This window comes from Nonomuraea gerenzanensis (assembly GCF_020215645.1).
GTDB classification, from domain to species: Bacteria; Actinomycetota; Actinomycetes; order Streptosporangiales; family Streptosporangiaceae; genus Nonomuraea; species Nonomuraea gerenzanensis.
On record NZ_CP084058.1, the window covers coordinates 6060168 to 6083470 of the forward strand.

19 protein-coding genes and 2 pseudogenes are annotated in these 23303 nt (G+C 70.1%); 7 read left to right on the top strand and 14 right to left on the bottom strand.

The window, feature by feature from the left end; translation table 11 throughout:
• The first annotated feature begins 83 nt into the window (after positions 1 to 83).
• Entirely contained in the window at positions 84 to 1517 is a 1434-nt protein-coding gene (locus tag LCN96_RS28405) for an IS4 family transposase (RefSeq protein WP_225265473.1), read from the top strand.
• A 146-nt stretch (positions 1518 to 1663) separates the two neighbouring features.
• Here LCN96_RS28405 and LCN96_RS28410 read toward each other — a convergent pair.
• A pseudogene (locus tag LCN96_RS28410) lies at positions 1664 to 2395 on the bottom strand (IS21 family transposase); the annotation flags it as partial.
• Positions 2396 to 2815: 420 nt separating this feature from the next.
• On the opposite strand from LCN96_RS28410, the gene nhaC reads away from it, so the two are divergent.
• From nhaC to LCN96_RS28430, 4 genes are read left to right on the top strand one after another with little or no spacing between them, the layout of a single operon-like run.
• On the top strand, positions 2816 to 4333 hold the full coding sequence (nhaC, locus tag LCN96_RS28415) for a Na+/H+ antiporter NhaC (protein WP_225265474.1): 1518 nt from the start codon (positions 2816 to 2818) through the stop codon (positions 4331 to 4333).
• Positions 4323 to 5771: a basic amino acid/polyamine antiporter gene (locus LCN96_RS28420; protein ID WP_225265475.1), complete on the top strand. Its 1449-nt coding sequence runs from the start codon at positions 4323 to 4325 to the stop codon at positions 5769 to 5771. The genes nhaC and LCN96_RS28420 overlap by 11 nt, the downstream gene beginning before the upstream one ends.
• Positions 5772 to 5807: 36 nt before the next feature.
• The gene (locus LCN96_RS28425; protein WP_225265476.1) at positions 5808 to 7067 is read left to right on the top strand and encodes an arginine deiminase; all 1260 of its coding nucleotides are present in this window, start codon (positions 5808 to 5810) and stop codon (positions 7065 to 7067) included.
• Between the two features lie 29 nt (positions 7068 to 7096).
• Entirely contained in the window at positions 7097 to 8398 is a 1302-nt protein-coding gene (locus LCN96_RS28430; RefSeq protein WP_225265477.1) for a threonine/serine exporter family protein, read from the top strand.
• Here the strand turns inward: LCN96_RS28430 and LCN96_RS28435 are convergent.
• Together LCN96_RS28435 and LCN96_RS28440 are read right to left on the bottom strand one after the other, a co-directional pair.
• Positions 8392 to 9399 (bottom strand): MerR family transcriptional regulator, encoded by a 1008-nt coding sequence (locus tag LCN96_RS28435; protein WP_225265478.1) that lies wholly within the window; start codon positions 9397 to 9399, stop codon positions 8392 to 8394. The two genes, LCN96_RS28430 and LCN96_RS28435, sit on opposite strands and share 7 nt — an antisense overlap.
• A gap of 350 nt (positions 9400 to 9749) precedes the next feature.
• On the bottom strand, positions 9750 to 10580 hold the full coding sequence (locus tag LCN96_RS28440; RefSeq protein WP_225265479.1) for an SDR family NAD(P)-dependent oxidoreductase: 831 nt from the start codon (positions 10578 to 10580) through the stop codon (positions 9750 to 9752).
• Positions 10581 to 10673: 93 nt separating this feature from the next.
• Here LCN96_RS28440 and LCN96_RS28445 point away from each other — a divergent pair, with 93 nt between their 5' ends.
• The gene (locus tag LCN96_RS28445) at positions 10674 to 11246 is read left to right on the top strand and encodes a TetR/AcrR family transcriptional regulator (RefSeq protein WP_225265480.1); all 573 of its coding nucleotides are present in this window, start codon (positions 10674 to 10676) and stop codon (positions 11244 to 11246) included.
• A gap of 554 nt (positions 11247 to 11800) precedes the next feature.
• Here the strand turns inward: LCN96_RS28445 and LCN96_RS28450 are convergent.
• Genes LCN96_RS28450 through LCN96_RS28490 form a run of 9 tightly spaced genes read right to left on the bottom strand, consistent with a single transcriptional unit; the run spans position 11801 to position 20064 of the window.
• Positions 11801 to 12310 carry an OsmC family protein gene (locus LCN96_RS28450; RefSeq protein WP_225265481.1) on the bottom strand — a complete coding sequence of 170 codons (510 nt, stop codon included), beginning with the start codon at positions 12308 to 12310 and terminating at the stop codon, positions 11801 to 11803.
• A 24-nt stretch (positions 12311 to 12334) separates the two neighbouring features.
• Positions 12335 to 12958 carry a VOC family protein gene (locus LCN96_RS28455; protein WP_225265482.1) on the bottom strand — a complete coding sequence of 208 codons (624 nt, stop codon included), beginning with the start codon at positions 12956 to 12958 and terminating at the stop codon, positions 12335 to 12337.
• Entirely contained in the window at positions 12955 to 13521 is a 567-nt protein-coding gene (locus LCN96_RS28460) for an alkylhydroperoxidase domain protein (protein ID WP_225265483.1), read from the bottom strand. The genes LCN96_RS28455 and LCN96_RS28460 overlap by 4 nt, the downstream gene beginning before the upstream one ends.
• A complete protein-coding gene (locus tag LCN96_RS28465) occupies positions 13518 to 14105 on the bottom strand; it encodes a CMD domain protein (RefSeq protein ID WP_225265484.1) in 588 nt (195 codons plus the stop codon). Before LCN96_RS28465 ends, LCN96_RS28460 begins: the two co-directional genes overlap by 4 nt.
• The gene (locus LCN96_RS28470; protein WP_225265485.1) at positions 14102 to 15094 is read right to left on the bottom strand and encodes a putative FMN-dependent luciferase-like monooxygenase; all 993 of its coding nucleotides are present in this window, start codon (positions 15092 to 15094) and stop codon (positions 14102 to 14104) included. The genes LCN96_RS28465 and LCN96_RS28470 overlap by 4 nt, the downstream gene beginning before the upstream one ends.
• On the bottom strand, positions 15091 to 16638 hold the full coding sequence (locus LCN96_RS28475; protein WP_225265486.1) for a dipeptide ABC transporter ATP-binding protein: 1548 nt from the start codon (positions 16636 to 16638) through the stop codon (positions 15091 to 15093). The genes LCN96_RS28470 and LCN96_RS28475 overlap by 4 nt, the downstream gene beginning before the upstream one ends.
• Positions 16635 to 17513, bottom strand: a complete 879-nt coding sequence (locus tag LCN96_RS28480; RefSeq protein ID WP_225265487.1) for an ABC transporter permease — start codon at positions 17511 to 17513, stop codon at positions 16635 to 16637. Before LCN96_RS28480 ends, LCN96_RS28475 begins: the two co-directional genes overlap by 4 nt.
• Entirely contained in the window at positions 17510 to 18442 is a 933-nt protein-coding gene (locus LCN96_RS28485) for an ABC transporter permease (RefSeq protein ID WP_225265488.1), read from the bottom strand. Before LCN96_RS28485 ends, LCN96_RS28480 begins: the two co-directional genes overlap by 4 nt.
• On the bottom strand, positions 18439 to 20064 hold the full coding sequence (locus tag LCN96_RS28490; protein ID WP_225265489.1) for a TIGR04028 family ABC transporter substrate-binding protein: 1626 nt from the start codon (positions 20062 to 20064) through the stop codon (positions 18439 to 18441). Before LCN96_RS28490 ends, LCN96_RS28485 begins: the two co-directional genes overlap by 4 nt.
• A 202-nt stretch (positions 20065 to 20266) precedes the next feature.
• On the opposite strand from LCN96_RS28490, the pseudogene LCN96_RS57145 reads away from it, so the two are divergent.
• A pseudogene (locus tag LCN96_RS57145) lies at positions 20267 to 20611 on the top strand (helix-turn-helix domain-containing protein); the annotation flags it as partial.
• A 693-nt stretch (positions 20612 to 21304) separates the two neighbouring features.
• Here the strand turns inward: LCN96_RS57145 and LCN96_RS28505 are convergent.
• Both LCN96_RS28505 and LCN96_RS28510 read right to left on the bottom strand, forming a co-directional pair.
• Positions 21305 to 21964: a response regulator gene (locus LCN96_RS28505; protein ID WP_225265492.1), complete on the bottom strand. Its 660-nt coding sequence runs from the start codon at positions 21962 to 21964 to the stop codon at positions 21305 to 21307.
• Complete coding sequence (locus LCN96_RS28510) at positions 21961 to 23238, bottom strand: sensor histidine kinase (protein ID WP_225265493.1); 1278 nt, start codon at positions 23236 to 23238, stop codon at positions 21961 to 21963. The genes LCN96_RS28505 and LCN96_RS28510 overlap by 4 nt, the downstream gene beginning before the upstream one ends.
• Positions 23239 to 23303 lie beyond the last annotated feature (65 nt).

Sequence of the window (23303 nt, forward strand, 5' to 3'; positions counted from 1 at the left end):
ATGCCAGCTCCGCTGTTTCCCGCGCTGTCGAGACGGGCTCTTCGCCACGCTCAGCAGCCGGGAGATTGTTCGCTCCCGGGCATTTGGGGGAGCTGACCGCGCTCGTACCGTTCGAGCTCGTCGATGCAGTCCTTGAGGAAACCCGCGGCATGCAGCGCCGTCTGCGCGCGCTGCCCTCGCGTGTCGGGGTCTACTTCCTGCTGGCGATGTGCCTGTTCCCCGAGGTCGGCTACCTGCTGGTCTGGCAGAAGCTGACGGCCTCGCTGAGCGCCCTGCCGGTCGTGACGCCCACCACCAAAGCGCTGCGTGACCTGCGCCGCAGAGTCGGCGGCGCGCCGATGCGGCGCCTGTTCGAGGTGCTGAGCGGACCGCTGGCCCAGCCCGCGACGCCCGGAGTACGGTTCGGGACCTACCGCACGGTCTCCTTCGACGGCTGCAGCTCACTCAAGGCGCCCGACACCGTCCGTAACCGGGCCTGGCTGGGCAGCCCCGGTCACGGCGGCTACCCGCTGCTGGAGCTGATGACGCTGGTGGAGACCGGAACCCGGGCCCTGATCGGCGCGGTCTTCGGCCCCACCGGCGAGGGCGAGAGCGGCTATGCCCGGCGCCTGCTGCACCTACTGACGCCTGACATGCTCGTCCTCTGGGACAAAGGCTTCGACGGCAACGCCTTCCTCGCCCAGGTCAGCGCCACTGGCGCCCAGGTGCTCGGCCGGCTGCGCAGCAACCGGCGCACCCCCATCCTGGCCACCCTCACCGACGGCTCCTATCTCTCGATGATCGGCAGCTTGCAGATCCGCGTTATCGAGGCCCGCATCACGGTGGCCTGCGCCGACGGCACCACCTTCACCGGCACCTACCGCCTGGTCACCACCTTGACCGATGCCCGCCGCTACCCGGCCGCCACCTTGGTCAGGCTCTACCACCAGCGATGGGAACACGAGTCCACCTACTACGCGCTCCGCCACACCATCATGCAAGGACGGATCCTGCGCTCGGGCGACCCCGCCGGACTGGAGCAGGAGATGTGGTCGGTGCTCACGCTCTATCAACTGCTGCGCAGCGTGATGGTCGACGCCGCCGAGTCCCGGCCCGGCACCGACCCGACCGCTGCAGCTTCTCCATCGCCCTGCATACCGCCCGCGACCTGGTCATCCGCTCGGGCGACAACCCCGGCATGGCCACCGGCTTGGTCGCAACCATCGGACGCCGTGTCCTGGCGGCGCTGCTGCCACCACGCCGCCCGCGCGTCAGCACCCGCAAGGTCAAATCACCCACCTCCCGCTACAACGAACGGCTCGACGACGGCCGGCCCGACCGCAGCCGCACCATCACCGACCTCCACATCACTCTCCTGCCACCCCCGCCCACGCTGCCCGCCGTGTCCCGGGACGAACGACCCATGCCCCCCAGCGACCGCCGCAGACAACAACAGGTCCTGGCCCTCCTTCACCAAGACCCCGCCCGCCCCTGGAAGGCCCGGGACATCGCCCGCCACCTCGGTGATGTCACCCTGAACACCATGTATCGGCAACTCTCGCGCTGGGCCGCCGCCCAACTCATCCGCAAAATCGGACCAGGCGTCTACACCGCCGAGCCGGGCTCCACAGCGCTCTTGCCAACAGCTCAGGAACCTTACTACCTGGCCTTGGGGCAGGGCCCCCAGGTCGCGCTTGGCGATGCGCACGGTGGCCTCGCTGCCGCCCTTGGACTGCGGATCGGCCGGGACACAGGTGCGGATGGTCAGCCCGTAGTGGTGGCCGATCTCGATGACCTGCCGGTTGCGCACCGGGATGCGGGCGATGTGGTCGGTGGTGACGGTGCGCTCGTTGTCGGTCAGCGCATAGGTCGGCGCGCCACCGAGCTGCCGCAGCGTCGCATCCAGGCAGGTCGCGATCGTCGGCAGCGTCTCGTCCAGCACCGGGATGACCACCCGGAACCGCGACCAGGCCAGCCACGCGCACCACAACCACGTCCGGCGGCCCGCGATCTTCGGGCCGTCTCCCCAATCCCATTGCATCCACAGCCCAGGCTCGGGAATCCAGGGACGAAACACCCGGCGATGGCCCGCTTGATAGGCGGCCTTGGCCGCGGCCACCGCGCGCCGCGTGGTGCGGTCAGTGCCGCCGAACCCCATCGCCGCGATCTTCTCGTGCACCCGATCAGCACCGATCCGCCCACCCGAGCGCTCGATCAACTCCTCGATCTTCGGCATGAACTCGTCGATCATCTTCGGCCGGGGCTGCCGCCTGGCCGGGTCGCTGCCCTTGCCGCGCAGCAGCACGTAACGCTTCACGGTGTGGTGGTCGACGCCGGCCAGCTCAGCCGCGGCGCGGTAACTACCCGTAAGGTCATACGCTTCCAGAATCTCCATGATCTCCTCTTTCGTCTTCACACCGGCCAAGCCAACAGGCCGGTGATCACCAGACACCAGAAGGATCATGTGTCCGTCAGTGGGGAGATCCTGTGTCCGCCAGCGGGGAGACGATCAGACCGCTGGCAGGGAGCTTTCCATGTCCGCCGTCAGTTCATAGAACGAACTTGACCTGCCGTGGACCTTGTCGCCGCGCCGATGGGGTAGGTGGCCTCGCATGTCATGCGGTATCCCTCGGGTGGTGAGGGGCCAGATCAGAGATCTCGTGGAGGCGACGACGCAGTGTCGTTCGTGGCCGGATTTCGGTTTCTCAGTGCTGGCAGCAGGCGTGTGCCGGGCTGTCCGGGAGCGGGTGCTGTCGAAGCGGACGCGATCGGAAGACGCATCGCCCAGTGAGACCGGCGGACGGCGAGAGGCGGGGACGGCAGGTACGACGAGGCGATGAGCGACAGCGCGGAAGGCGAAACCCCGCAGGACCCGGGCAGGTCGGTTCGCCCCCCATCGCTGGCCGATCTGGTGATCGTGCTGGGCGCGATGGTGGTGCTGATCGGCGGCTCCCTGGCGTTGTTCGGCCTGGATGCCCTCGACGGGCCGATCCAGGTGGCGCTGGTGTTGTGCGCGCTGGTCGCGATGCTGGTGGTGCTGAAGAACGGCAACCGGTGGGAGGAGGTCGAGGCCAGCGGGCAGCGCGCGCTGTCGTCGATCACCAGCGCGGTGTTCATCCTGCTGGCGGTGGGCGCGCTGATCGGTACTTGGAACATGTCAGGGACGATCCCGACTCTGGTGTACTACGGGATCCAGGTGCTGTCGCCTGGCTGGTACTACGCGGCCGCTGCGCTGATCTGCGGCATGGTGGCGATGTCGATCGGCAGTTCGTGGACCACGGCCGCGACGATCGGCGTCGGGCTGGTGGGCATCGCGACCATGCTGGGGGTGTCGGCGCCGATCACCGCCGGCGCGGTGATCTCGGGCGCGTACCTGGGGGACAAGCTGTCCCCGTTGTCGGAGACCACGGTATTGACCGCGCAGATGGTCCGGGTCAACGTCTATGAGCACATCAAGCGGCAGGCCTGGACATCGATCCCGGCGTTCCTGATCGGCTTCGTGCTGTTCCTGTTGATCGGCTGGGTGTGGGGGCCGGCCGCGACGGACCTGGGCGACACCGGCAGTGAGCTGACCGCTCTGGGCGACATCTATTGGATCACTCCGCTGAACTTGCTGCCGTTGCTGTTGCTGGTCGTGTTGTCGGCGCGTAAGGTGCCGGCGACGCTGGCGCTGATGGCCTCGGCGATCTTCGCCGGGATCGTGGGGATCTTCACCCAGCCCGCGGTGATCCGCGCGTTCGTCGGTGAGCCCGGGCTGAATCCGGTCGTGGCCGGGATCAAGGCGATCTGGCGGGCGATGGCGAACGGGTATGTGAAGACCTCCGGTCTGGCGGATGTGGACCGGCTGCTGTCCCGCGGCGGGATGGACAGCATGCTGCCGACACTGTGGCTGATCATCGGCGCGGTCACGTTCGGTACGCTGCTGGAGGAGTTCGGGCTGCTCAACCGGCTGATCGAGCCCATGGTGCGGGCGGCCAAGAGCACCGGCCGACTTTCCGTGGCGGTGTTCGCCAGCGCGTTCGGGCTCAACATCGTCGCCGGTGACCAGTACATCGCGCTGGTGTTGCCGGCGCGGGTGTTCCGGGTCGAGTTCGCCAAGCGCGGCCTTGCACCGACGAACCTGTCGCGGCTGGCCGCCGACAGCGGCACGGTCACCTCACCGCTGGTGCCGTGGAACTCCTGCGGCGCGTTCATGGGCGCGGTGCTGGGCGTGCCGACGCTGGCCTACCTGCCGTTCTGCTTCTTCAACATCGCCAGTCCACTGCTCAGCGTCGTGTACGGGTTCACCGGCTTCAAGATCGAACACGTGCCCCCACAGGGTCAGCCCGAAGAGGAGAAGCCGCATGGTGGATGAGACCGGCACCAAGGATGGGGCCGCGCGCGGGGTGTCCCTGCCGGTCCTGACCGCGATGGTGGTCGGCTCCATGGTCGGCGCCGGCGTGTTCTCGCTGCCACGCAACTTCGCCCAGGCGACCGGCGTGTTCGGCGCGGTCGTCGCCTGGCTGATCGCCGGGCTCGGCATGCTGATGCTGGCCTTCGTCTTCCAGACGCTGGCGGTGCGCAAACCTGACCTCAATGCCGGTGTGTACGCCTACGCCAAGGCGGGTTTCGGCGAGTACCCCGGGTTCTTCTCCGCCTTCGGCTACTGGGCCAGTGCCTGTGTCGGCAACGTCACCTACTGGGTTCTGATCAAGTCCACCCTCGGCATGGTGATCCCGGTCTTCGGTGAAGGCGCGACGATCGTGGCGGTGGTGGTCTCCGCGGCCGGAGTGTGGGCCTTCCATTTCATGATCCTGCGCGGCGTGCGGGAGGCGGCCCGGATCAACCAGATCGTCACGGTCGCCAAACTCCTGCCGATCCTGCTGTTCGTCGTGATCGTGGCCGTCGCGCTGCGCGCAGAGGTCTTCGACGCGAACCTGTGGGGCGGGGCCGGGAACTCCGCCAGGGCTCTGTTCGACCAGGTCCGCGCAACCATGCTGGTGACAGTGTTCGTGTTCCTGGGCGTGGAGGGGGCCAGCGTCTACTCGCGCTACGCCCGCGAGCGCGCCGACGTCGGCCGGGCCACCGTGCTGGGGTTCCTGGCCGTGCTGGCGCTGTTCGCCTCGGTGAGCATCCTGTCCTACGGCGTGCTGCCCAAGGGCGAACTGGCCGGGCTGCGCCAGCCGTCCATGGGGGGTGTGCTGGAGTCCGTGGTCGGCGCCTGGGGCGCGGGGCTCATCGGGGTCGGGCTGATCGTGTCGGTGCTGGGTGCGTACCTGGCGTGGACGCTGATGGCGGCCGAGGTGCTGTTCGTGGCCGCCAAGGACGCCGACATGCCGGCCTTCCTCGCCCGCGAGAACCAGCGGAACACCCCGGTCGCGGCCCTGGTGATGACCAGCGCGCTCATCACCGCCGTGTTGTTCGTCACCTTGTTCTCCGACGACGCCTTCACTTTCACGCTGGAGCTGACCAGCGCGCTGTCGCTGGTCCCGTACCTGCTGGCGGCCGGGTACGCGCTGCGCCTGACTCTGACCTCCGAGACCTACGACCGCACGCCCGCAGGCCGGGGCAAGGACCTGGCGATCGCGGCGCTGGCTACCTTCTACACCGCCTTCCTCATCGTCGCGGCCGGGCTGAAGTTCCTGCTGTTGTCGTGCATCGTCTACGCGCCCGGCACCATCCTGTTCGTCCTGACTCGCAGGGAACGCGGCCTGCGCCCCTTCTCCCGCGCCGAATTGGTCCTGTTCGCCGTCGTCACCGCCGGAGCCGTCGTCGGCGTCGCTGGCCTGGTCACCGGCCGCATCACCATCTAGATCCACCCGCAGCACAGCAAGGAAGGATGAGCGCACATGACCGATCGGCTCTACGGAGTGCACTCCGAGGTGGGCGTCCTGCGCAAGGTCATCGTCCACCGGCCCGACCTGAGCCTGCGCCGGCTAACCCCGTCCAACAACGACGAATTGCTGTTCGACGACATCCTGTGGGTGGAGCAGGCGCAGGCCGAGCACGACGCCTTCGTGCAGGTGATGCGCGAGCGCGGCATCGAGGTGTACCACCACCACGAGTTGCTCGCCCAGGCGCTGGATGCGAGCTTCGAGGCCAAGCAGCGCGCCGTCGAGCACGCCGTCACTCACCTGACCGTCGGCCCGGCCCTGGTGGACGGCGTGCGCGAGACTCTGGCCGGATGGAGCGGGGACAAGCTGGCCAGGCACCTCATCGGAGGCCTGACCAAGGAGGAGTTCGGCGTGGCGGACCTGGACGGCCACTCGCTGGTGGCCGCCTCCTGCCATCCGCGCGAGTTCATCCTGCCCGCGCTGCCCAACTCGCTCTACCAGCGTGATCCGGCGGCCTGGCTGTACGGCGGCGTGTCGCTCAACCCGATGTACTTCCATGTCCGGCTGCTGGAGACGATGAACCAGTCCACCATCTACCACCACCATCCGATGTTCGCCGGCGAGGACTTCGCCTACTGGTACCCCTACGCGGGCGAGGACGAGCGCTTCAACGAGGAGTCCTACGGCAACGCCGCCATGGAAGGCGGCGACATGATGCCCATCGGCAACGCGACGGTGGTGGTCGGGATCAGCGAGCGCACCAACCCGCGCACCATCGAGCACCTGGCCCTGTCACTGTTCGCCGCGGGCGCGGCCGAGCGGGTCATCGCCGTGGAGGTGCCCAAGGCCCGCTCGTACATGCATCTGGACACCGTCTTCACCTTCCTGGACGCCGACAAGGCCAGCGCCTACCCGCCGTTCCTGGAGGCGGCCGTCGCCTACAGCCTGCGACCCGGCGACAAGAGCGGCACCCTGGACGTCCACCGCGAGCCGGGCCTGCTCCCGGCGCTGCAGGACGCACTGCGCATCCCGCGCCTGGACATCGTGCCGACCGGCGGCGACGACTACCAGCAGGCCCGCGAGCAGTGGGACTCGGGCAACAACTTCTTCGCCCTGGCCCCCGGCGTGGTCGTCGGCTACCACAAGAACCAGTTCACCAACCGCAAGCTGCGCGAGCACGGCGTGGAGGTCATCGAGATCGAGGGCTTCGAACTCGGCAAGGGCCGCGGCGGCACCCACTGCATGACGTGCCCCATCCAGCGGGACGCCATCTGAATGCCGCGACCGGCCGATGAGATCGATGAATGAGCGAGACCGTCCCCGACGCCGACGCTGACGCCAACCGCGCCATCAGCCTGGCACTGCGCGTCGGCGAGCTCCTGCTCGCCAGCGGAGAAGGCACCGAGAACGTCACGAACGCCATGCGGGCGATCGCGCGAACCTACGGTGTGCGCCGGATCGAGGCAGACGTCAACCTGTCGGCGTTGACACTGTCCAATGTCCCGGACGACGGCAGCCTGCCGGTCACGGCCGAACGGCGAGTACGCAGACGCGAACCAGACTTCGCCCGTCTGATCGCGCTGCACCGCCTGGTCGGCGAGATCACCGCTCGGAAGCTGCCGCTGGCAGTGGCACGCAGGCGCCTGCAGGAGATCGGTAGCCGGGCGAGGGCCCATCCACGCTGGGTGGGGGCCGCAGCTCCCGCACTGGTCGCGGCCTCGGCGGCGATCTTGACCGGCGGTGGTCCGGTGGTGGCGCTGGCCGCGTTCATCGCGACCCTGCTCGGGGACCGAGCCGGGATCTGGCTCGCCAGGCGGGGCGTCGCCGAGTTCTTCCAAACGGTGCTGGCGGCGGCCGTCGGAACCACGGCCGCGGTGCTCATGATCTGGCAGCAGGTACCCGTCCAGGCCTCAGCGATCGTCGTCGGATCGGTGATCGCGTTGCTGCCCGGCCGGCCGCTCGTCGCCTGCGTGCAGGACGGCATCGCGGGCGAATACGTCACCGCCACCGCGCGACTGTCGGAGGTGGTGTTCATCGTGGCAGCCGTCCTGTCGGGGATCGGCATCGTACTCACCGTGGCAGTCAAGGCCGGTGTGCGGATCACCGTGGACGATGCGCCCACAGCACCGCTGTCGCTGGCGGCGCCGCAACTACTCGGGGCGCTCATGCTGGGACTGACGTTCGCGGTGGCGCTCCGAGTGCCGCCCAAGCACATACCACCGGCAGCCCTCGGCAGTGTGGTCATCTGGAGTGCTTATGTCTGTCTCCGCTGGCTGGACTGGCCGGCGGTGCTTGCCACCGCCGTAGCAGCCGCGGTGATCGGGCTGATGGGCTCGATGTACGCCAACCGGGTGCGGGTACCGCCCATCGTGTTCGTGATTCCGGCGATCGGACCGCTGCTACCGGGCTCCGTGATGTTTCGCGGAATGTTGAAGCTGAACCTCGGTGACGTGCTCGGCGGCACGCATTACCTCATCGCGGCCCTGTCAACTGCTCTGGCCATCGGTGCCGGAGCGATCCTGGGCATCGATGTGCTGCGTGCTCTGGGCAGCCGCGACATAAGACGTCGGTTCCGTCCGGCTGCCCGCCGCACCAGGGGTTATTGACGTCCGCCGACCTTCACACGCGCCCGTGACATCGGCCGAGCACGGCTATCCAGGCGATCCTCCAGATACGCTGCCGGTCGGCGCCAGTACGCCTCGAACAGGCCATCAGCACACTCCCACAGAATGGGCACCGGCTCGGCACGGGCGCCGATCGCGTCGGCCATCCCGGCAAGCGAGGGAAATTCTGCGAGGACGGCGGCGGACTCGGGCAGGTAGTCGCGGGTAAGCCAGAACCAGTCCTGCCATCCGGGCTCGTCGGTGTCGAACGTGAGCACCACCACGCGGCGGGCCACGCGCCGCATCTCGCGCAGCCCCGCTCTCGGGTCCCCCCAGTGGTGAACAGTGGAGACGGCCATCGCGACGTCGAAGGACTGGTCCTCGAACGGCAGGCTCTCCGCGGCGGCGGCCACGCACGGCGCCGAACCGGCAGGCCGCTGCCCCCGCATGACCGCCGATGGCTCCACCGCGGTCACGTCGCGATCAGCAGGCTCGTAGGAGCCGGTGCCTGCCCCGACGTTCAGCACCGTCTGCGCGTCCCCGAGCGCGTCCCAGATCTGCGCGGCGATCCGCGGCTCGGTACGCCGTGTCGCGGTGTAAGCACTGCCGATCGCGTCGTACAGCCGTGCACCGAGCATCTCCAGTTGCTCTTCCGGTGTCACCTTCAGTCCCTTCGCTCGTGCCTCAAGTTCCCTCTCGATGGCCGCCACCATGGCGTCAGCGCGATCACGCCGCTCCAGCAGCAGGCCGCGCAGTCGGCGCAGGTGCGCGACCGCGTCGGTGGACGGGTCGCCGACCAGTTCTGCAACCTCCCGCAGCCCGAAGCCCAAGCGCCGATAGGCCAGCACCTCCCGCAGTCGCTCCACGTCACACGCCGCGTAGGCCCGGTACCCGGCCGCGGTCCGCGCCGACGGACGCACGAGCCCGATCTCGTCATAGTGATGCAGCGTGCGGACGCTCACACCGGCCTCGGCAACGCGTCCCACGGTCCAGTGATCCTCCACGGCACCGACTATGCCGCCTGACGTCACGTGAGGGCCAAGAGCCGCACCGGCTCGCCCTCCTCGTTCAGGCCGTCAGATCCGGCCGCATCCAGCACGCACCACATGCTCGTGGCAAGGCTCTTGCCCGCCGGGGTGCAGAAATCCCATGCCGATCACTGTGGCCACCCGGCGGCAATGTGACACAGAACCTGCATTGTCCCCGCCCGTCCGGGCGAAGGCCATGATGTTCACCGGCAGGTCATGGCTAGGTGGGGTCCAACGTCCGGTCCCGCAGTCGGGGGCCGGCCCCGCGGGTCGGGTGAGCGGTCCCGCGGTCGGGTGGGGTGGGCGGGCGGCTGGACGAGTAGGTCCTAAGTCGTCTGGTCGAGCAGGTGGCTGGTCAGGTCGTACAGGCGGCGGGCGTTGGCCGGGTCGAGGGTCGGCAGTGTCAGGTCCACCGGGGTGCGCCGGTCGTAGGCGAGCAGTCGTCCGGCCGGCGGGTTCTCCATGAGCTCGATGATCGGCTGGATGCTCTTTTGCACCGGCTGGGCGAAGAGCTTGGCGAGCACCTGGATGATCGCCCTGGCGGGTTGCTGGAGGGTGCCGGTGCCGCTGTCGGTGAATCCAGGGTGGTGCAGGAGGTAGCGGGTGCGTCCGTCTGGGTGGTTGGCGGCGTAGCCGGCGCCCAGCAGGTCGGTGGCGCGTCCGCCCTGCAGCATGGCCTTGATGCTGCTGAAGCCGTCCTTCAGCGACAGGTCGTCCCAATGGATCTTCCCCTTGGTGATGCCGACGCCGCAGATGTTCACGATCACCGGCCGGTCCCCCTTCTCCAGCAGATCCGTAAGACCGTAGCTGAGCAGGAAACGGCTGACGTAGTAGAGGGCGAAGGTGCCCTCGAAGCCGTCCGGGGTCATCACGCGGCCGGGGAAGTGCCTGATTGCTGTGAGGATCAGACCGTCCAGGGTTGTGTGCCGCGCCTTGATCTCCTCGATCACCCGCAGGTTCTCCGCCACCGAGGTCAAATCGGCCTGGATGAACGCCGCCCGCCCTGCCGCGCCTAACCGGTCCGCCTCGTCGAGGAATTGTTGTCCCTTGAGCGGGTCGCTGCCGATGACCGTCACCCGCCCGTCGGCGCGCAGGTGATGGAGCGCCAGCCCCCGCCCCATACCGTTCGTGCCGCCTGACACGACATATGTCTGCATTTCCGCCTCCCGTTAAGTCATCGATCGCTGACTTGGAGCACCGTAACATGATGCCGCCATAGGATGTCAACAATCGCTGACTTAGGAGGTCGCATGCCGAAGAGAGACCGGGAGGCCACCCGGGCGCGTCTGCTGGAAGCCGCCAGGCTGCGCTTCGCCCGCGAGGGGTACGACGCCACCAGCGTCCGTGACATCGCCAGGGACGCGGGCGTGGACGCCACCCTGATCTTCCGCTACTTCGGCTCCAAGAAGGGCCTGTTCGACGAGGCCACCGCCGACATCCCGGCCGACCTGCTGGAGGGCCCGCCGCAGGAGCTGGTCGCCCGCATGCTGCAGTCGGTCGTCTTTCACGACTGGACCCGGTACGGCGGCGAGCATCCCCTGGTCGCCATGCTGCGTTCCTCCGCCCATGAGGACGCCAGGCAGCGCATCCGTGAGGAGGTGTGCGCCACGTACGTGCGGGCGCTGGAGGACCTGGTCGCGGGCGGTGACGTCGCCCTGCGAGCCGAACTGCTCAGCGCCTGGCTGGTCGGCATCGGCATCCTGCGCGGGGTCGTCGCCACTCCGGCGCTGGCCAAGGCCGATCCCGCCAGCATGGCCCCGTACGTCGAGGGCGTGGCCACGACCCTGCTCGGCCGCCCGATGAGCGGCATCGCAGGACAGTGAGTCCAGCGGCACCTGCCCCTCCCGCTCAGGCACGCATCCAGCTCGCCGAGCTCGCATCGCAACATCCTCGATGACATGCCAGGACCGTCCGCTCAGCTCCCCTCGGATTTCGAACGGGCCAGGTCGACGCCGCCAGAGGCGTAAACATCGCCGACCTGGCCATCCTCCAGGCGAAGAGTCCTGGGAGATGCTCCCCTGGATGTCAAGCGGAGCGTTCTTGATCCTTTGATGTGATGAGTCCGTAGAGTCCGCGGGCGGCGTAGCGCTTGAGGCAGCGATGATCTCTTTCTTGGACAGGCCGTCTTGGGCGCGTCGTTCCATGTAGGCGCGGGTGCGGGGATCCCAGCGCAGGCGCGGTGCCTGATGAACACCTCCCGCGCGCCGCCGGACGTCTCGCCGCCGATCGTCATGCCGCCGCGCCCCGCACAGAACGTGCAGTCCTCGACGAGGATGTGCCCGCTGGGCACGCGGACGCGGCGGCCGTCGGCGTCGCGGCCCGGCTTGACCGCAGCGCGGTCGCCGCCCGCGCCGAACACGCGGTCCCTGATCATCGATCAGGCGCGCACCAGCGTGCCGGTGACCGGCTGCGGGTTGCGGATGAGGTTGAGGATCGGGCAGACCCGCTCCACCTCCCCCTGCAGGGTCTTCAGCTCCTCGTCGGAGGCGGGCGAGGAGATCCGCACCTCGTACCGGAACCCGTACGGGTGGACGGGCACGTCGCCGCCGGGGCCCTGGGCACGGGGGTCGTACTCGGCGTGCACGTCCACCTCCAGCGAGTCGAGCGGCACGTTCAGCTCCGCCGCCTTGATCAGGAAGATGTGGGTGACGCAGCTGCCCAGCACGCCGGTCTGCAGCTCGGGCGAGGTGGGGCCGAGGTCGTAGCCGGCGAAGTCGGGTCCGCTGTCGCTGAGGAGCTGGAAGTCCCTGATCCTGATCCGCCGGATGCCGCTGCGGCCCTCGGCGGTGACGTGGGCGCGCAGCGGGACCGGGCCGGCGGCGGGCGCCTCCCGGCGGGCCAGCAGGGCCGCGCGCTTCTGGGACAGGTATTCACGCAGGGTGGTCATGAAGGGCTCTCCTCGAGAGGATGTTCAGCAGAGGGTCACGTGGCCGCGCGGGGTGCCGATGACGGCGCGCAGCGACGGCTCGGGCCCGGCGGCGACATCGAGCCGGACGCCGAGCGCGGCCAGGTCCCGCTGGAGCGCGCCGGGGTCGGGATGGGTGGCGGAGAAGGAGATCAGGCTGGCCAGCGGTAGGTCGGAGTCGGCCGGGTGGCGGGTGCCGCCCCAGTCGATGAGGAACGGCACCAGCCGCACCTCCGCCGGGTCCTCGCGCCGGGTGAGCCGCCACTCCAGAAGCTCGCCGCCGGGGGTGCGCCGCGACAGGGGCTGCACGTCGCCGGGGTCGTAGCCGCGCTCGCGGGCCAGCCGCACGGCCTTGTCGAGGTCGCCGCCGGGCCGCACGGCCCAGGCGGCCAGGCGCGGCTCGGTCAGCGTCTCCAGCCCGAACGCCCGCGGCCGCGCGCCTGCCTCCGGGTCCGGTCCGATGATCTCCAGGTACGAGGACGGCCCGAAGCGGATGAGATGGTTGGCCGTGCCGCCGGGATGGCTGCCGCCGCGCACTGGCGTGATCCCCGTCAGCTCGGCGAACGCCGCGACCCCCGCGGCGAGGTCGGGCACCGCGTAGACGAGATGGTCGAGCTGAGGTTCCGTCACTGCTCCTCCTGGGTGGGCTCGCCGAGGGAGAGCATGAGCCGGTTGGCCCAGCCGAAGAACGCCCCGGCGTGGACGAGGTCACTGATCGCCAGGTCGTCGAGCCCGGCCGCGCGCAGCGCCGCCAGGTGCTCGGCGCCGAGCGCCGACGGGGTGGCGGCCAGCGACACGGCGGCGTCGATGATCGCCCGCCAGCGGGCGTCCTGCCGCGCGTCCACGCCCTCGTCCAGCAGCCGCCGCACGTCGTCGGGCCGCTTGGAGTAGTGGCCGGCGAAGCGCGCGTGCACGGAGGCGCAGAAGACGCAGCCGTTGTGGCGGGAGGTGGCCGTGGCGGCCAGCTCGCGCTCGGCGCGCGGCAGCCCGCCGTCGGGGTTGTAGAAGATGTCCTGGTCGGTCTTGGTGCGGGCGTGCAGGACGTCGGGGTCGCGGGCGAGCAGCCGGAAGTACGGGGAGGCGGCGCGGGCCCGGTCGACCAGCGCCTCGTGGTGGGCGTCGGTCAGCTCGTCCTCGGCCAGGGGCGCCAGCCAGGGCCGCCAGCCGAGCCGCTCCGTGGTGAACCCGGTCATGCGCTGACCCCTTCCTGGTTGAGCAGGCGCAGGCCGGTGACCACCCGCACCTGGAAGCTGAGGAACGCGACGAGCTGCGACAGCGTGACGATGCCGGTCTCGCTCCAGCCGGCCGCGCGCAGGTCGCGCAGCGCCTCGGCGCGGGCCTCGCGCGGCCGGAACACGAGCAGGTGGGCGTGCTCGAACGCGGCGGCCAGCCGGACCCCGAGCGCGGCCGGGTCGCCGGCCCGGTAGCGCGGGCCCTCGCGGCTCTCGGCCGCCAGGGCGCCCTGGTACACGCCGTAGGGCCCGGTGGCGCGGCCTGCCTCGATCTCGGCTTCGACGGCTTTGAGCAGGCCGGGCGACAGCTCGGCGAGGCGGTCGGCGTAGAAGCGGGCGACCGTGAGGTCCTGGTGCAGGCCGGTGACGAAGGCGGCGACGGCGTCCCGCTCGACGAGCGTCACCTCGTCCTCGTCGTCGGGGGTGAAGAGCGCGTCGTAGCCGCGCTGGGCGTGCTCGCGGGCGTCGGGGCGCCGGTCGCGCAGCCGGTCGAGCGAGGAGCCCGGGGCGATCCCGGCCAGGTGGTCGATGACGTCAGTGATCATTTCTTGCTCAATTCGACGGAGGGCCGCCAGCCGAACGCGGGGGCGACCTCGGTGGCCAGCAGTTCGATGGAGCGCAGGACCAGGGGGTGCGGCGGATCGACCGAGTGGACCTGGAAGACCAGGTCGGTCGCCGACTGCAGGGTGGGGTCGGCGCGCAGGCTCTCGATGACGTCCTGCGGGGTGCCGAGGTGCACGTCGAAGGCGGTGATGCGGCTGTCGAGGTCGCTGACGGGCAGCTCGAACGGCAGCCTGCGCCGGCCGAGCCCGATCTCGGCGTGACGCAGCGCGTCGGCGCGGCTGTCGGCGACGAACGCGGTCCGCGACGCCATGATCCGCGGGGTGGCGCCGGGCGGCAGGCTCTCGTGGTACGCCTCGACGATCGGGAGCTGCAGGTCGGCCAGCGTGGCCTGCGGCTGCTCGGCGGGCCGCGGCTGGGTGCGGGAGAGCATCAGCCCGTGGCCGGCCCGCCCCGCCCTGGCCCCGCCGGCGACGGAGAACGTGGCCTCCCACACGGCGTCGAGCAGCCGGGGCGCGGGCGGGTAGAGCCGGTTGCCGCCGCCGAGGTCCTCGCCGGCCCAGGCGCGGCGCAGCGCCCACAGGTGCTCGGCGTACAGGGCGGCGCGGTCGGCGGCGTCGTGCCCGAACGGCCCGAACGCCGACGGGGTGCCGCCCCCGCCGACGCCCACCTCAAGCCGCCCGCCGGCGAGCAGGTCGAGCACGGCGGTGTCCTCGGCGACGCGCAGCGGATGTTCCAGCGGCAGCGTGATGATGCCGGTGCCGAGCCGGATGTGCCGGGTGGTGGCGGCGACGTGGGCCAGGAACACCAGCGGCGCGGGCAGCCCGCCCTCCTCGCCGTCGAAGTGGTGCTGGGCCACCCACGCGGTGTCGAACCCGTGCGCCTCGGCGTGCCGGATCTGCTCGGCGGCCAGCCGGTAACGCTCACCGGGCGGCGCGTCGTCCAGGAGCCGGGTGAAGAAGCCGAGTCTCATCGGACGCGCTCCGGGATCGCGGCCAGCAGCTCTCGGGTGTAGTCGTGCCGGGGGTCGCTGAAGACCTGGCGGGTGGTTCCGGTTTCCACGATGCGTCCTTTGCTCATGACGGAGACGGTGTGGCAGATCTGGCGCACCACGGCCAGATCGTGCGAGATGAACAGGTAGGTCAGGCCCAGCTCGCGCTGGAGCCGTTCGAGCAGGGCGAGGATCTGCGCCTGCACGGTCACGTCGAGCGCGGAGACCGCCTCGTCGAGCACGAGCACCTCGGGGTCGGCGGCCAGCGCGCGGGCGATGGCCACCCGCTGCCGCTGCCCGCCGGACAGCTCGCGCGGCCGGCGCGCGGCCAGGTCGCCCGGCAGCGCCACCCGCTCCAGCAGGTCGGCGACGCGGGCGCGCCGGGCGGGCCGGTCGCCGAGCCCGAAGTTACGCAGCGGCTCCTCGATGATGTCTCCGATGCTCTGGCGAGGGTCGAGCGACCCGTACGGGTTCTGGTAGACGAGTTGCACGTACCGGCGGAAGCGGCGGCCGTCCGGCGCCCCGGCGATGCCGACCGTTCCCGAGGTGGGCGTGGCGAACCGCGCGACCATCCTGGCCGTGGTGGTCTTGCCCGAGCCGGACTCGCCCACCAGCGCATGCGTGGTGCCGCGCGTCACCTCGAAGCTGACGCCGTCCACGGCGCGGAACGGGCGCCGCCCGACGCGGAACTCCTTGACCAGGTCGCGCACCACGATCGCCGGCGGCCCGCCCGGATGGTCGAGGAACGGCCGCGCCGACAGGGCCGGGGCGTCGTCCAGCAGCCGTCGGGTGTAGCCCTCCTGGGGGGCGGCCAGCACCGAGGACGTCGGGCCGCGCTCCACGACGCGGCCGTCCTTCATGACGACCAGCCGGTCCGAGCGGCCCGCCGCCACGCCGAGGTCGTGGGTGACGAGCAGGACGGCGGTGCCGTACTCGGCGCGCAGGTCGTCGATGAGGTCGAGGATGCGCCGCTGCACGGTGACGTCGAGCGCGCTGGTCGGCTCGTCAGCGATGATCAGGCTCGGCCGCAGGGCGATCGCGGCGGCGATGAGCACGCGCTGCCGCATGCCGCCGGACAGCTCGTGCGGGTACTGCCGGGCCCGCGTCTCCGGGTCGGGCAGGCCGACGCGAGCGAGCAGGTCGAGCACGCGGGCGCGGATCTTGCGGCGGTCGCGCTCGCCGTGCACGCGCAGCACCTCGCCGATCTGGGCGCCGACGGTCTTGACGGGGTCGAGGGAGTTGGCGGGGTCCTGCGGGACGAGGCCGATCCGGCTGCCGCGCACGGACCGCAGGCGGCGCTGCGACCAGCCCGCCAGGTCGGCCTCGCCGAACAGGATCCGGCCCGCGTCCAGGGTGGCGTTGCCGGGCAGCAGCCCGATGAGGGCGTGGGCCGTGGTGGACTTGCCGGACCCCGACTCGCCGACGACGGCCACGACCTCGCCCGGCTCGACCGACAGGGACACGCCGTGCACCGCCGGGCGGCCGTCGTAGGAGACCTTGAGGTCGTGCACCTCCAGCAGGCTCATCCGCCTTCCCTTCCGATCGAGCGGCTGATACGTCCGGCGGCCAGCACCACGGCCACCACGACGCCGCCGGGCAGCGTGGTCAGCCACCACGAGGTGGCCAGGTAGTTGCGCCCCTCGGCGATCAGCAGCCCCCATTCCGGGGTGGGCGGCTCGGCGCCGTAGCCGAGGAAGCCGAGCGTCGAGATGGCCAGGATGGCAGCGCCGAACTGCAGGGCGGCCAGCGCGACGACGGGGCCGAGCGAGTTGGGCAGCACGTGCCGCCACAGCACCGCGCCGAACCTGCCGCCGCTGCCGAAGGCGGCCTCCACGTAGTCGGTGCACCGCACCCGGACGACCTCGGCGCGGGCCAGCCGGGCGAAGGCCGCCACGGAGCCGATGCCGACCGCGATCGCCACGTTCACCGTGCCGGGGCCGAGCAAGATGATCACGGTCAGGGCCAGGAGCAGGCCGGGCACCGACAGCAGCACGTCCACGACCCGCATGACCGCCGCGTCCGCCACGCCGCCGGCGGCGCCGGCCAGCAGGCCGAGCAGCGTGCCGAGCAGCAGGCCCACCCCGACGGCGACGAGCGCCCCCGACAGGGAGTGCACCGAGCCGTGCACCACCCGGGCGAAGACGTCCCGCCCGACCGCGTCGGTGCCGAACAGGTGCCCGGCGCCCGGCGGGCGCAGCTTGTCGGCGGGCACGCCGGCGATCGGGTCGTACGCGGTGAACAAGCCCGGCACGACCGCCCAGAGCAGCACGAGCCCGACCACCAGCCAGGCCACCACCAGCCCGACGGGCACACGAGCCCTGGGCCGCCGCGCCACCCGCGCCGGGACCGACGCGCCGCCGCTCCCCACGCCGCCCGCGCCCGGGACAGACGCGCCCGTCATGCCGCCGCTCCCTTCAGCCGGGGGTCGAGGATCGGGAACAGCACGTCCACCAGCAGGTTGACCAGCACGAACACGGCGGCGGCGAGCACCACGACGGCGAGCATCACCGGCGTGTCCTGCGCGTTGACGGCCTGCTCGGTCAGCCGCCCGATCCCGGCCCTGCCGAAGACGGTCTCGGTCACGACCGAGCCCGCGATCAGCTCGCCGAACGTCAGGCCGGCCACGGTGAGCGTCGGCAGCACGGCGTTGCGGGCCACGTGCCGCCACAGAATCCACCAGCGCGTGGCGCCCTTGGCCGCGACCACCGGCACGAACGGCTGCGCGTACACCTGGTCGATGGCGCGGGCCAGCACCTGCGCGATCGGCGCCGAGATCGGCACGGCCAGCGTCAGCACCGGCAGGACGAGCTGCTGCACCTCGCTGCCGCCGATCACCGGCACCAGCCGCAGCCGGAAGGAGAAGATCTGGATCAGCAGGATGCCCAGCCAGAACGCCGGCACCGAGATGAACAGCGACGGCACCGACAGCAGCGCCCCGCGCAGCCAGGAGGCCGAGCTGTAGCTGGCCGCGAACGCGATGACCACGGCGATCAGCACGGCCAGCAGGAACGCCGCCGACGCCAGCCGGGCGGTCTCGGGCAGCGCCTCGGCCAGCCGCTCGACCACGGGCGTGCCGGTGTCGATCGAGTAACCGAAGCTGCCGGTCAGGAAGCCGAGCAGGGTGTGGGCGTAGTCGGCCAGGGGCGAGGCGCCGGCGTAGTACGCGCGGATCTCGGCGATCTGCTGCGGCGACAGGCCGAGCTCCGGGTTCTGGAACTTGATCAGGATCGAGTCGCCGGGCAGGAGCTGCAGGAGCACGTAGCTCGCGGTGAAGGCGGCCCACAGCACGAGCGCGGCCTGCCCGGCGCGCGACAGCAGGTACCGGGTCACTGCCGGGCCTTCCACACCGAGTAGAACCACGGCCGGGCGACCGCCTCGAAGGCCACGCCGCGCACGTACGGGGCCGCGCCGTACACCTGGGGCTCCTCGAACAGCGGGATCGCGTAGCCCTGCTCGATCACGTACCGCTGGATCTCGGCGACCTTGGCGTTGCGCTTGGTCACATCGGGCTCGGCGGACTCCTCCTCCAGCAGCCGGTCCAGCTTCTCGTCGTCGGACAGGATGACGTCGCGGTTCTCGCTGTGGAAGTGGCTCTTGATCACGTCCTGGTCGGCGCGGCCGACCATGCCGTGCTGGATGGCGGTCTTCTCGGCGTCCTTGATGTCGACGGCCTGGGTGCCGGCGTCGGCGGGGCGGATCTCCAGCTTGACGCCGAGCTTCGTCCACTGCTGGGCGACGAGCTCGAGGGTCTGCTTGGACAGCGGCTGCGGGCCCGAGACGAACACGCCGAGCCGCAGCTGCTTGCCGTCCTTGACGCGGACGCCGTCGGCGCCGCGGGCCCAGCCCGCCTGGTCGAGCAGCGCGTTCGCCTTGGCCGGGTCGTGGACGAGCTCCTTGGACAGGTCCACGTAGCCCTGCGCGAGGTGGCTGAGCACGGAGGTGGCGACCGGGTAGCTCGGGGTGAAGAGGGTGTCGACGATCTCCTTCGCGTTGGTGCCGAGCCGCAGCGCCGTGCGGACGTTCACGTCCTTGATGAGGCTGTTGCCGGGCCGCAGGTAGAGGCCGTTGTTCACGCCGCGCGTGGGCTCGGCGTAGATGGTGAAGCCGGCGTCCTTGACGGTCTGCTCGTCGTACGCCTGCACGTACCGCACCATGTCGGCCTGGCCGGAGGTGAGCGCGCCGACGCGCACGTTGTCCTCCGGCGTGACGATGATCTTGATTTCGTCGAGGTACGCGCGGCCCTGATGCTTCGACGACGGCGGCGCCCAGTTGTAGTCCTTCCTGGCGACCAGGTCCACCTCCTTGTCGACGACCTGGCGCCGCACGGTGAACGGGCCGGAGCCGACGATGTTCTTGAGCTGGCACTGCTGCTCGTACGGCAGCGAGATCGTCTTCTTCGACACCAGGCCCGCGCCGATCACGGAGGTGCCCTGGAGGAAGCCGGGCGACGGCTTGTCGAAGTGGAAGCGCACAGTGAGCGGGTCGAGCACCTCGCTGCGCTCGTAGTTGTTGACGAACTCGGCGACGGGCAGCTTGAGCTTGTCGTCGCCGAGGCCGTACACGTCGAAGTTGGCGGCGACGGCGTCGGCGTCCAGTTTGGTGCCGTCGCTGAACGTCACGCCGTCGCGTAGGTGGAAGGTGTACTCGGTGGCATCCTCGTTGATCTCCCACTTGGTGGCGATCCACGGCTCGATCTCGAGCGTCTCCGGGTTCTGCCAGGTGAGCTTGTCAGTGATCTGGTTGAGGATGCCGCCATTGGGATAGAAGCCGGCGGCGGGCAGGTAGAGGCACGTGGGCGGCTGATGCTCCAGGTAGGTGAGCGTGCCGCCCTGCACGGGCGTGCCGTTGTCGCCGGACGCCGGCCCGGCGACTCCCCCGGCGCCGCCACAGGCGCCGAGGAGGCCCACGAGGGTGAGCGTGACGACGGTGCGCAGCGGTCTGGATGGAGACATGGGGGTACTGCCCTTCATGAACGTCTGGAAGCTAAACCAGCTTAACCTACCTAAATAGTAGAAAATCAAGTCGGGGCCTTCGGAACGGATCGAGCGGGTGCGTGACTAGTACTGCGACCCGAAACGATCACCGGGTCGGCGTGCAGGGTGGCCCTGCCGGTTGGGTGAGCTGATCACGTTCGATCGGCGTTCGGAGGGCCCGGTGACGCAACCGGTCAAGGTCCGCAGGCTCACGGACCCAGAAGGGCAGAAGCTGCAACGGATTGTCCGGCGCGGCACGATGAGCACGGTGCGCCATCGGCGGGCGATGATCCTGCTCGCCTCGGCCGCGGCAACACCGTGGCGGTGATTGCCCGGCTGGTACAGGCCGATGAGGACACGGTCCGCGAGGTGATCCACCGCTTCAACGAGATCGGGCTGGCCTGCGTGGACCCTCAGTGGGCGGGAGGCCGCACTGCGCCTGCTCAGTCCTGACGACGAAGACTTCGTCGCAAGGGCGGCCACCACCCGCCCCGCCAAGCTCGGCCAGCCCTTCACCCGCTGGTCCAGACCCACCGGCACACTGCCGAACCCCGCCCGAGCACGCAACCATGCCGTATCACCTCAGACCTTGATCCTCTGTACGTCCCACTGACGTATTCGTGGCACGACTCACTGACATCGGACGGCAAAACGACACGTCCCAGAGCAAGCGGCATACGTCAGTACATGGCAATCTCGCCACAGGCCGGCAGTAGCTTGATCTCTACAAAAGCCCTGCATCAGGCAGCAAGAACAAGAAAAAGTGAGGTTCGTATGAACCGAACGTCTGGGCGATCAGCTGGTCCTAGGAAGCACCCGTCGTCGCACTGAACTTCGTGAAGCGACAACGCCCTGACCAGCGCACTGACGCCTCGTGGCAATCCAGCACCGGCAGTTTCATGGCAATTCGCACCAGCTACGACAAGCGCTGGCTTCCGAACAGCAGCGGCGCGAAACGGCCATCACTGGAGCCGCCGTGGCCGAGCAGGACACCACCCGCCTCTGCACTCATGCCACAGTCGGGTGGCGGCGACGTGCTCTTGGCGATCAGGGTGCCGATCTGGCTGGTCAGGCCGGGGCTGGTGAGGCATTGCAGGGGCTGAGGACGTAGGTAGAGCCAGAGAATGGTGGCCTTGCCGCTGGTGAATGGGCCGCTTGGTGTGGCGGCTTGACCGACTGGGCCGGTCGCATACGCCCAGAACTTCGCGACCCATGATCGTTAGGTGGCTCCGGTGCGTACCAGGCCGCTCTCGTAGGCGAAGACCACGGCTTGGACACGGTCGCGTAGGCCGAGTTTGGCCAGCACGCGGCTGACATGAGTTTTGACGGTGCCCTCGGACAGAAAGAGGATGCCGGCGATCTCGGTGTTGGACAGGCCGCGGGCGATGAGGCTCAGCACCTCGCGTTCGCGTTCGGTCAGGGCGTCGAGCCCGGCGGCGGGTACGGGCTGGGCAACGCCGATGCCGACGTAGCGTTCGAGGAGGCGGCGGGTCACGCTGGGCGCGACGACAGCGTCGCCGCGTGCGACCACACGGATGGCCGAGAGCAGGTCGGGGGCGAGGGTGTCCTTGAGGAGGAATCCGCTGGCACCGGCATGGAGGGCGGCGTAGACGTACTCGTCGAGGTCGAAGGTCGTCAGGATCAGCACCCGGATCCGGTCGGTTCCAGCGCAGATGCGGCGGGTCGCCTCGACGCCGTCGACCTCGGGCATCCGGACGTCCATGAGCACGATGTCGGGCTGGAGTTCGAGGGCCAGCTCCGCGGCCTGCGCGCCGTCGGCTGCCTCGCCGACGACCTGCATGTCGTCGGCGTTGTCGAGGATCATGCGGAAGCCGGTACGGACGAGGGCCTGGTCGTCGGCGAGGAGTATGCGGATCATGCGGCGGGTCCCTGGATCGGCAGTGCTGCGCGCACCGTGAAGCCCCCCCGAGGTTCGGGGCCGGCCGCGAAGGTGCCGCCGAGGAGTTTGACGCGCTCGCGCATGCCGCGCAGGCCGTTGCCGCCGTCGGTGATCGTGGCTCTGCCGCAGCCGGTGTCGCTGATCTCGATGCCGATCTCCGTGTCGCGGTAGGTGAGGACGACGCTGGCGGTGGCGCCCGTTCCGGCGTGTTTCATGGTGTTGGTCAAGGATTCCTGCACGATGCGGTAGGCCGACAGATCCATGGTCGTGGGCAGGGGCACGGGTGAGCCCTCGACGTGCAGCCGTACCGGCGTGCCTGCCTCGTTGACCTGCACGAGCAGGGTGGGCAGGTGTGCGAGGCCGGGCTGCGGATGCCAGGCGTCGTCCACCTCGCCGACCGCGGCGAGCACGCGGCGCATGTCGGCGAGGGAGGCGCGGCCGGTGCTGACGATCGTGTCCAGCGCGGTGCGGGTGCCGGCCGGGTCGTTGTCGAGCGCGGCGGCGCCGCCTTGGGCCTGGATCACCATGAGGGACAGGCCGTGGGCCACGACGTCGTGCAGTTCGCGGCTGATCCGGGCGCGTTCGGCGGCCACGGCGAGCGCGGCCTGCTGGTCGCGCTCGCGTTCGAGGTCTCGGGCGTGGGCGTGGAGTTCGTCGAGGTAGGCGCGGCGGCTGCGGGCGCCGGAGCCAATGGCCCAGGAGGCGATGAGGGCCGAACCGAGTACGGACAGGCCGCTCCAGATGTCGGCCGAGGCCTGGTGGTGGACTCGCATGACCTCCTTCGGCCCGGATGGGCTGCCGAGGCCGGGACCGGTGGAGAGCACTTCGGCCGGGCCGGGTAGCGGGCGTTCGCCGTACAGGCTCCATCCGGTGGTCAGGAGCAGGACGCAGGTCAGGGCCGCGAGTGAGATGAGCCGCGGGTAGCGGGTGGCGACGGTGCAGAGCAGGACCAGCACGCTCAGGTCGATGATCATGAGGGGTGCGGCCTCCGCCACGTGCACCCCAACGGCCAGCACGCAGGCGGCGAGCATCGGCAGCGGCCATCGCCGACGGAGCGCGACGCCTGAGGCGCCGAGCGCAGTCGCCGCCCACCACAGGGCGAGTTGTGCGTCTTGTCCGGCGACAGGGGTACCCGCGGTGTTGCCCACGATCGCGTTCGGGGCGTTGACCAGCACGCAGATCGCGAGCAGCACGGCGGCCAGTGCCGCGTCCCGCAGCGTCGGCGAGCGTGGCCACGCGCGAAGAGCCGTCATAGTCCTGTGAGCTTATGGCCAGGCGCGATGCGCCCGCGTCTGTCGTAAGACTGATGCGGCGGCGC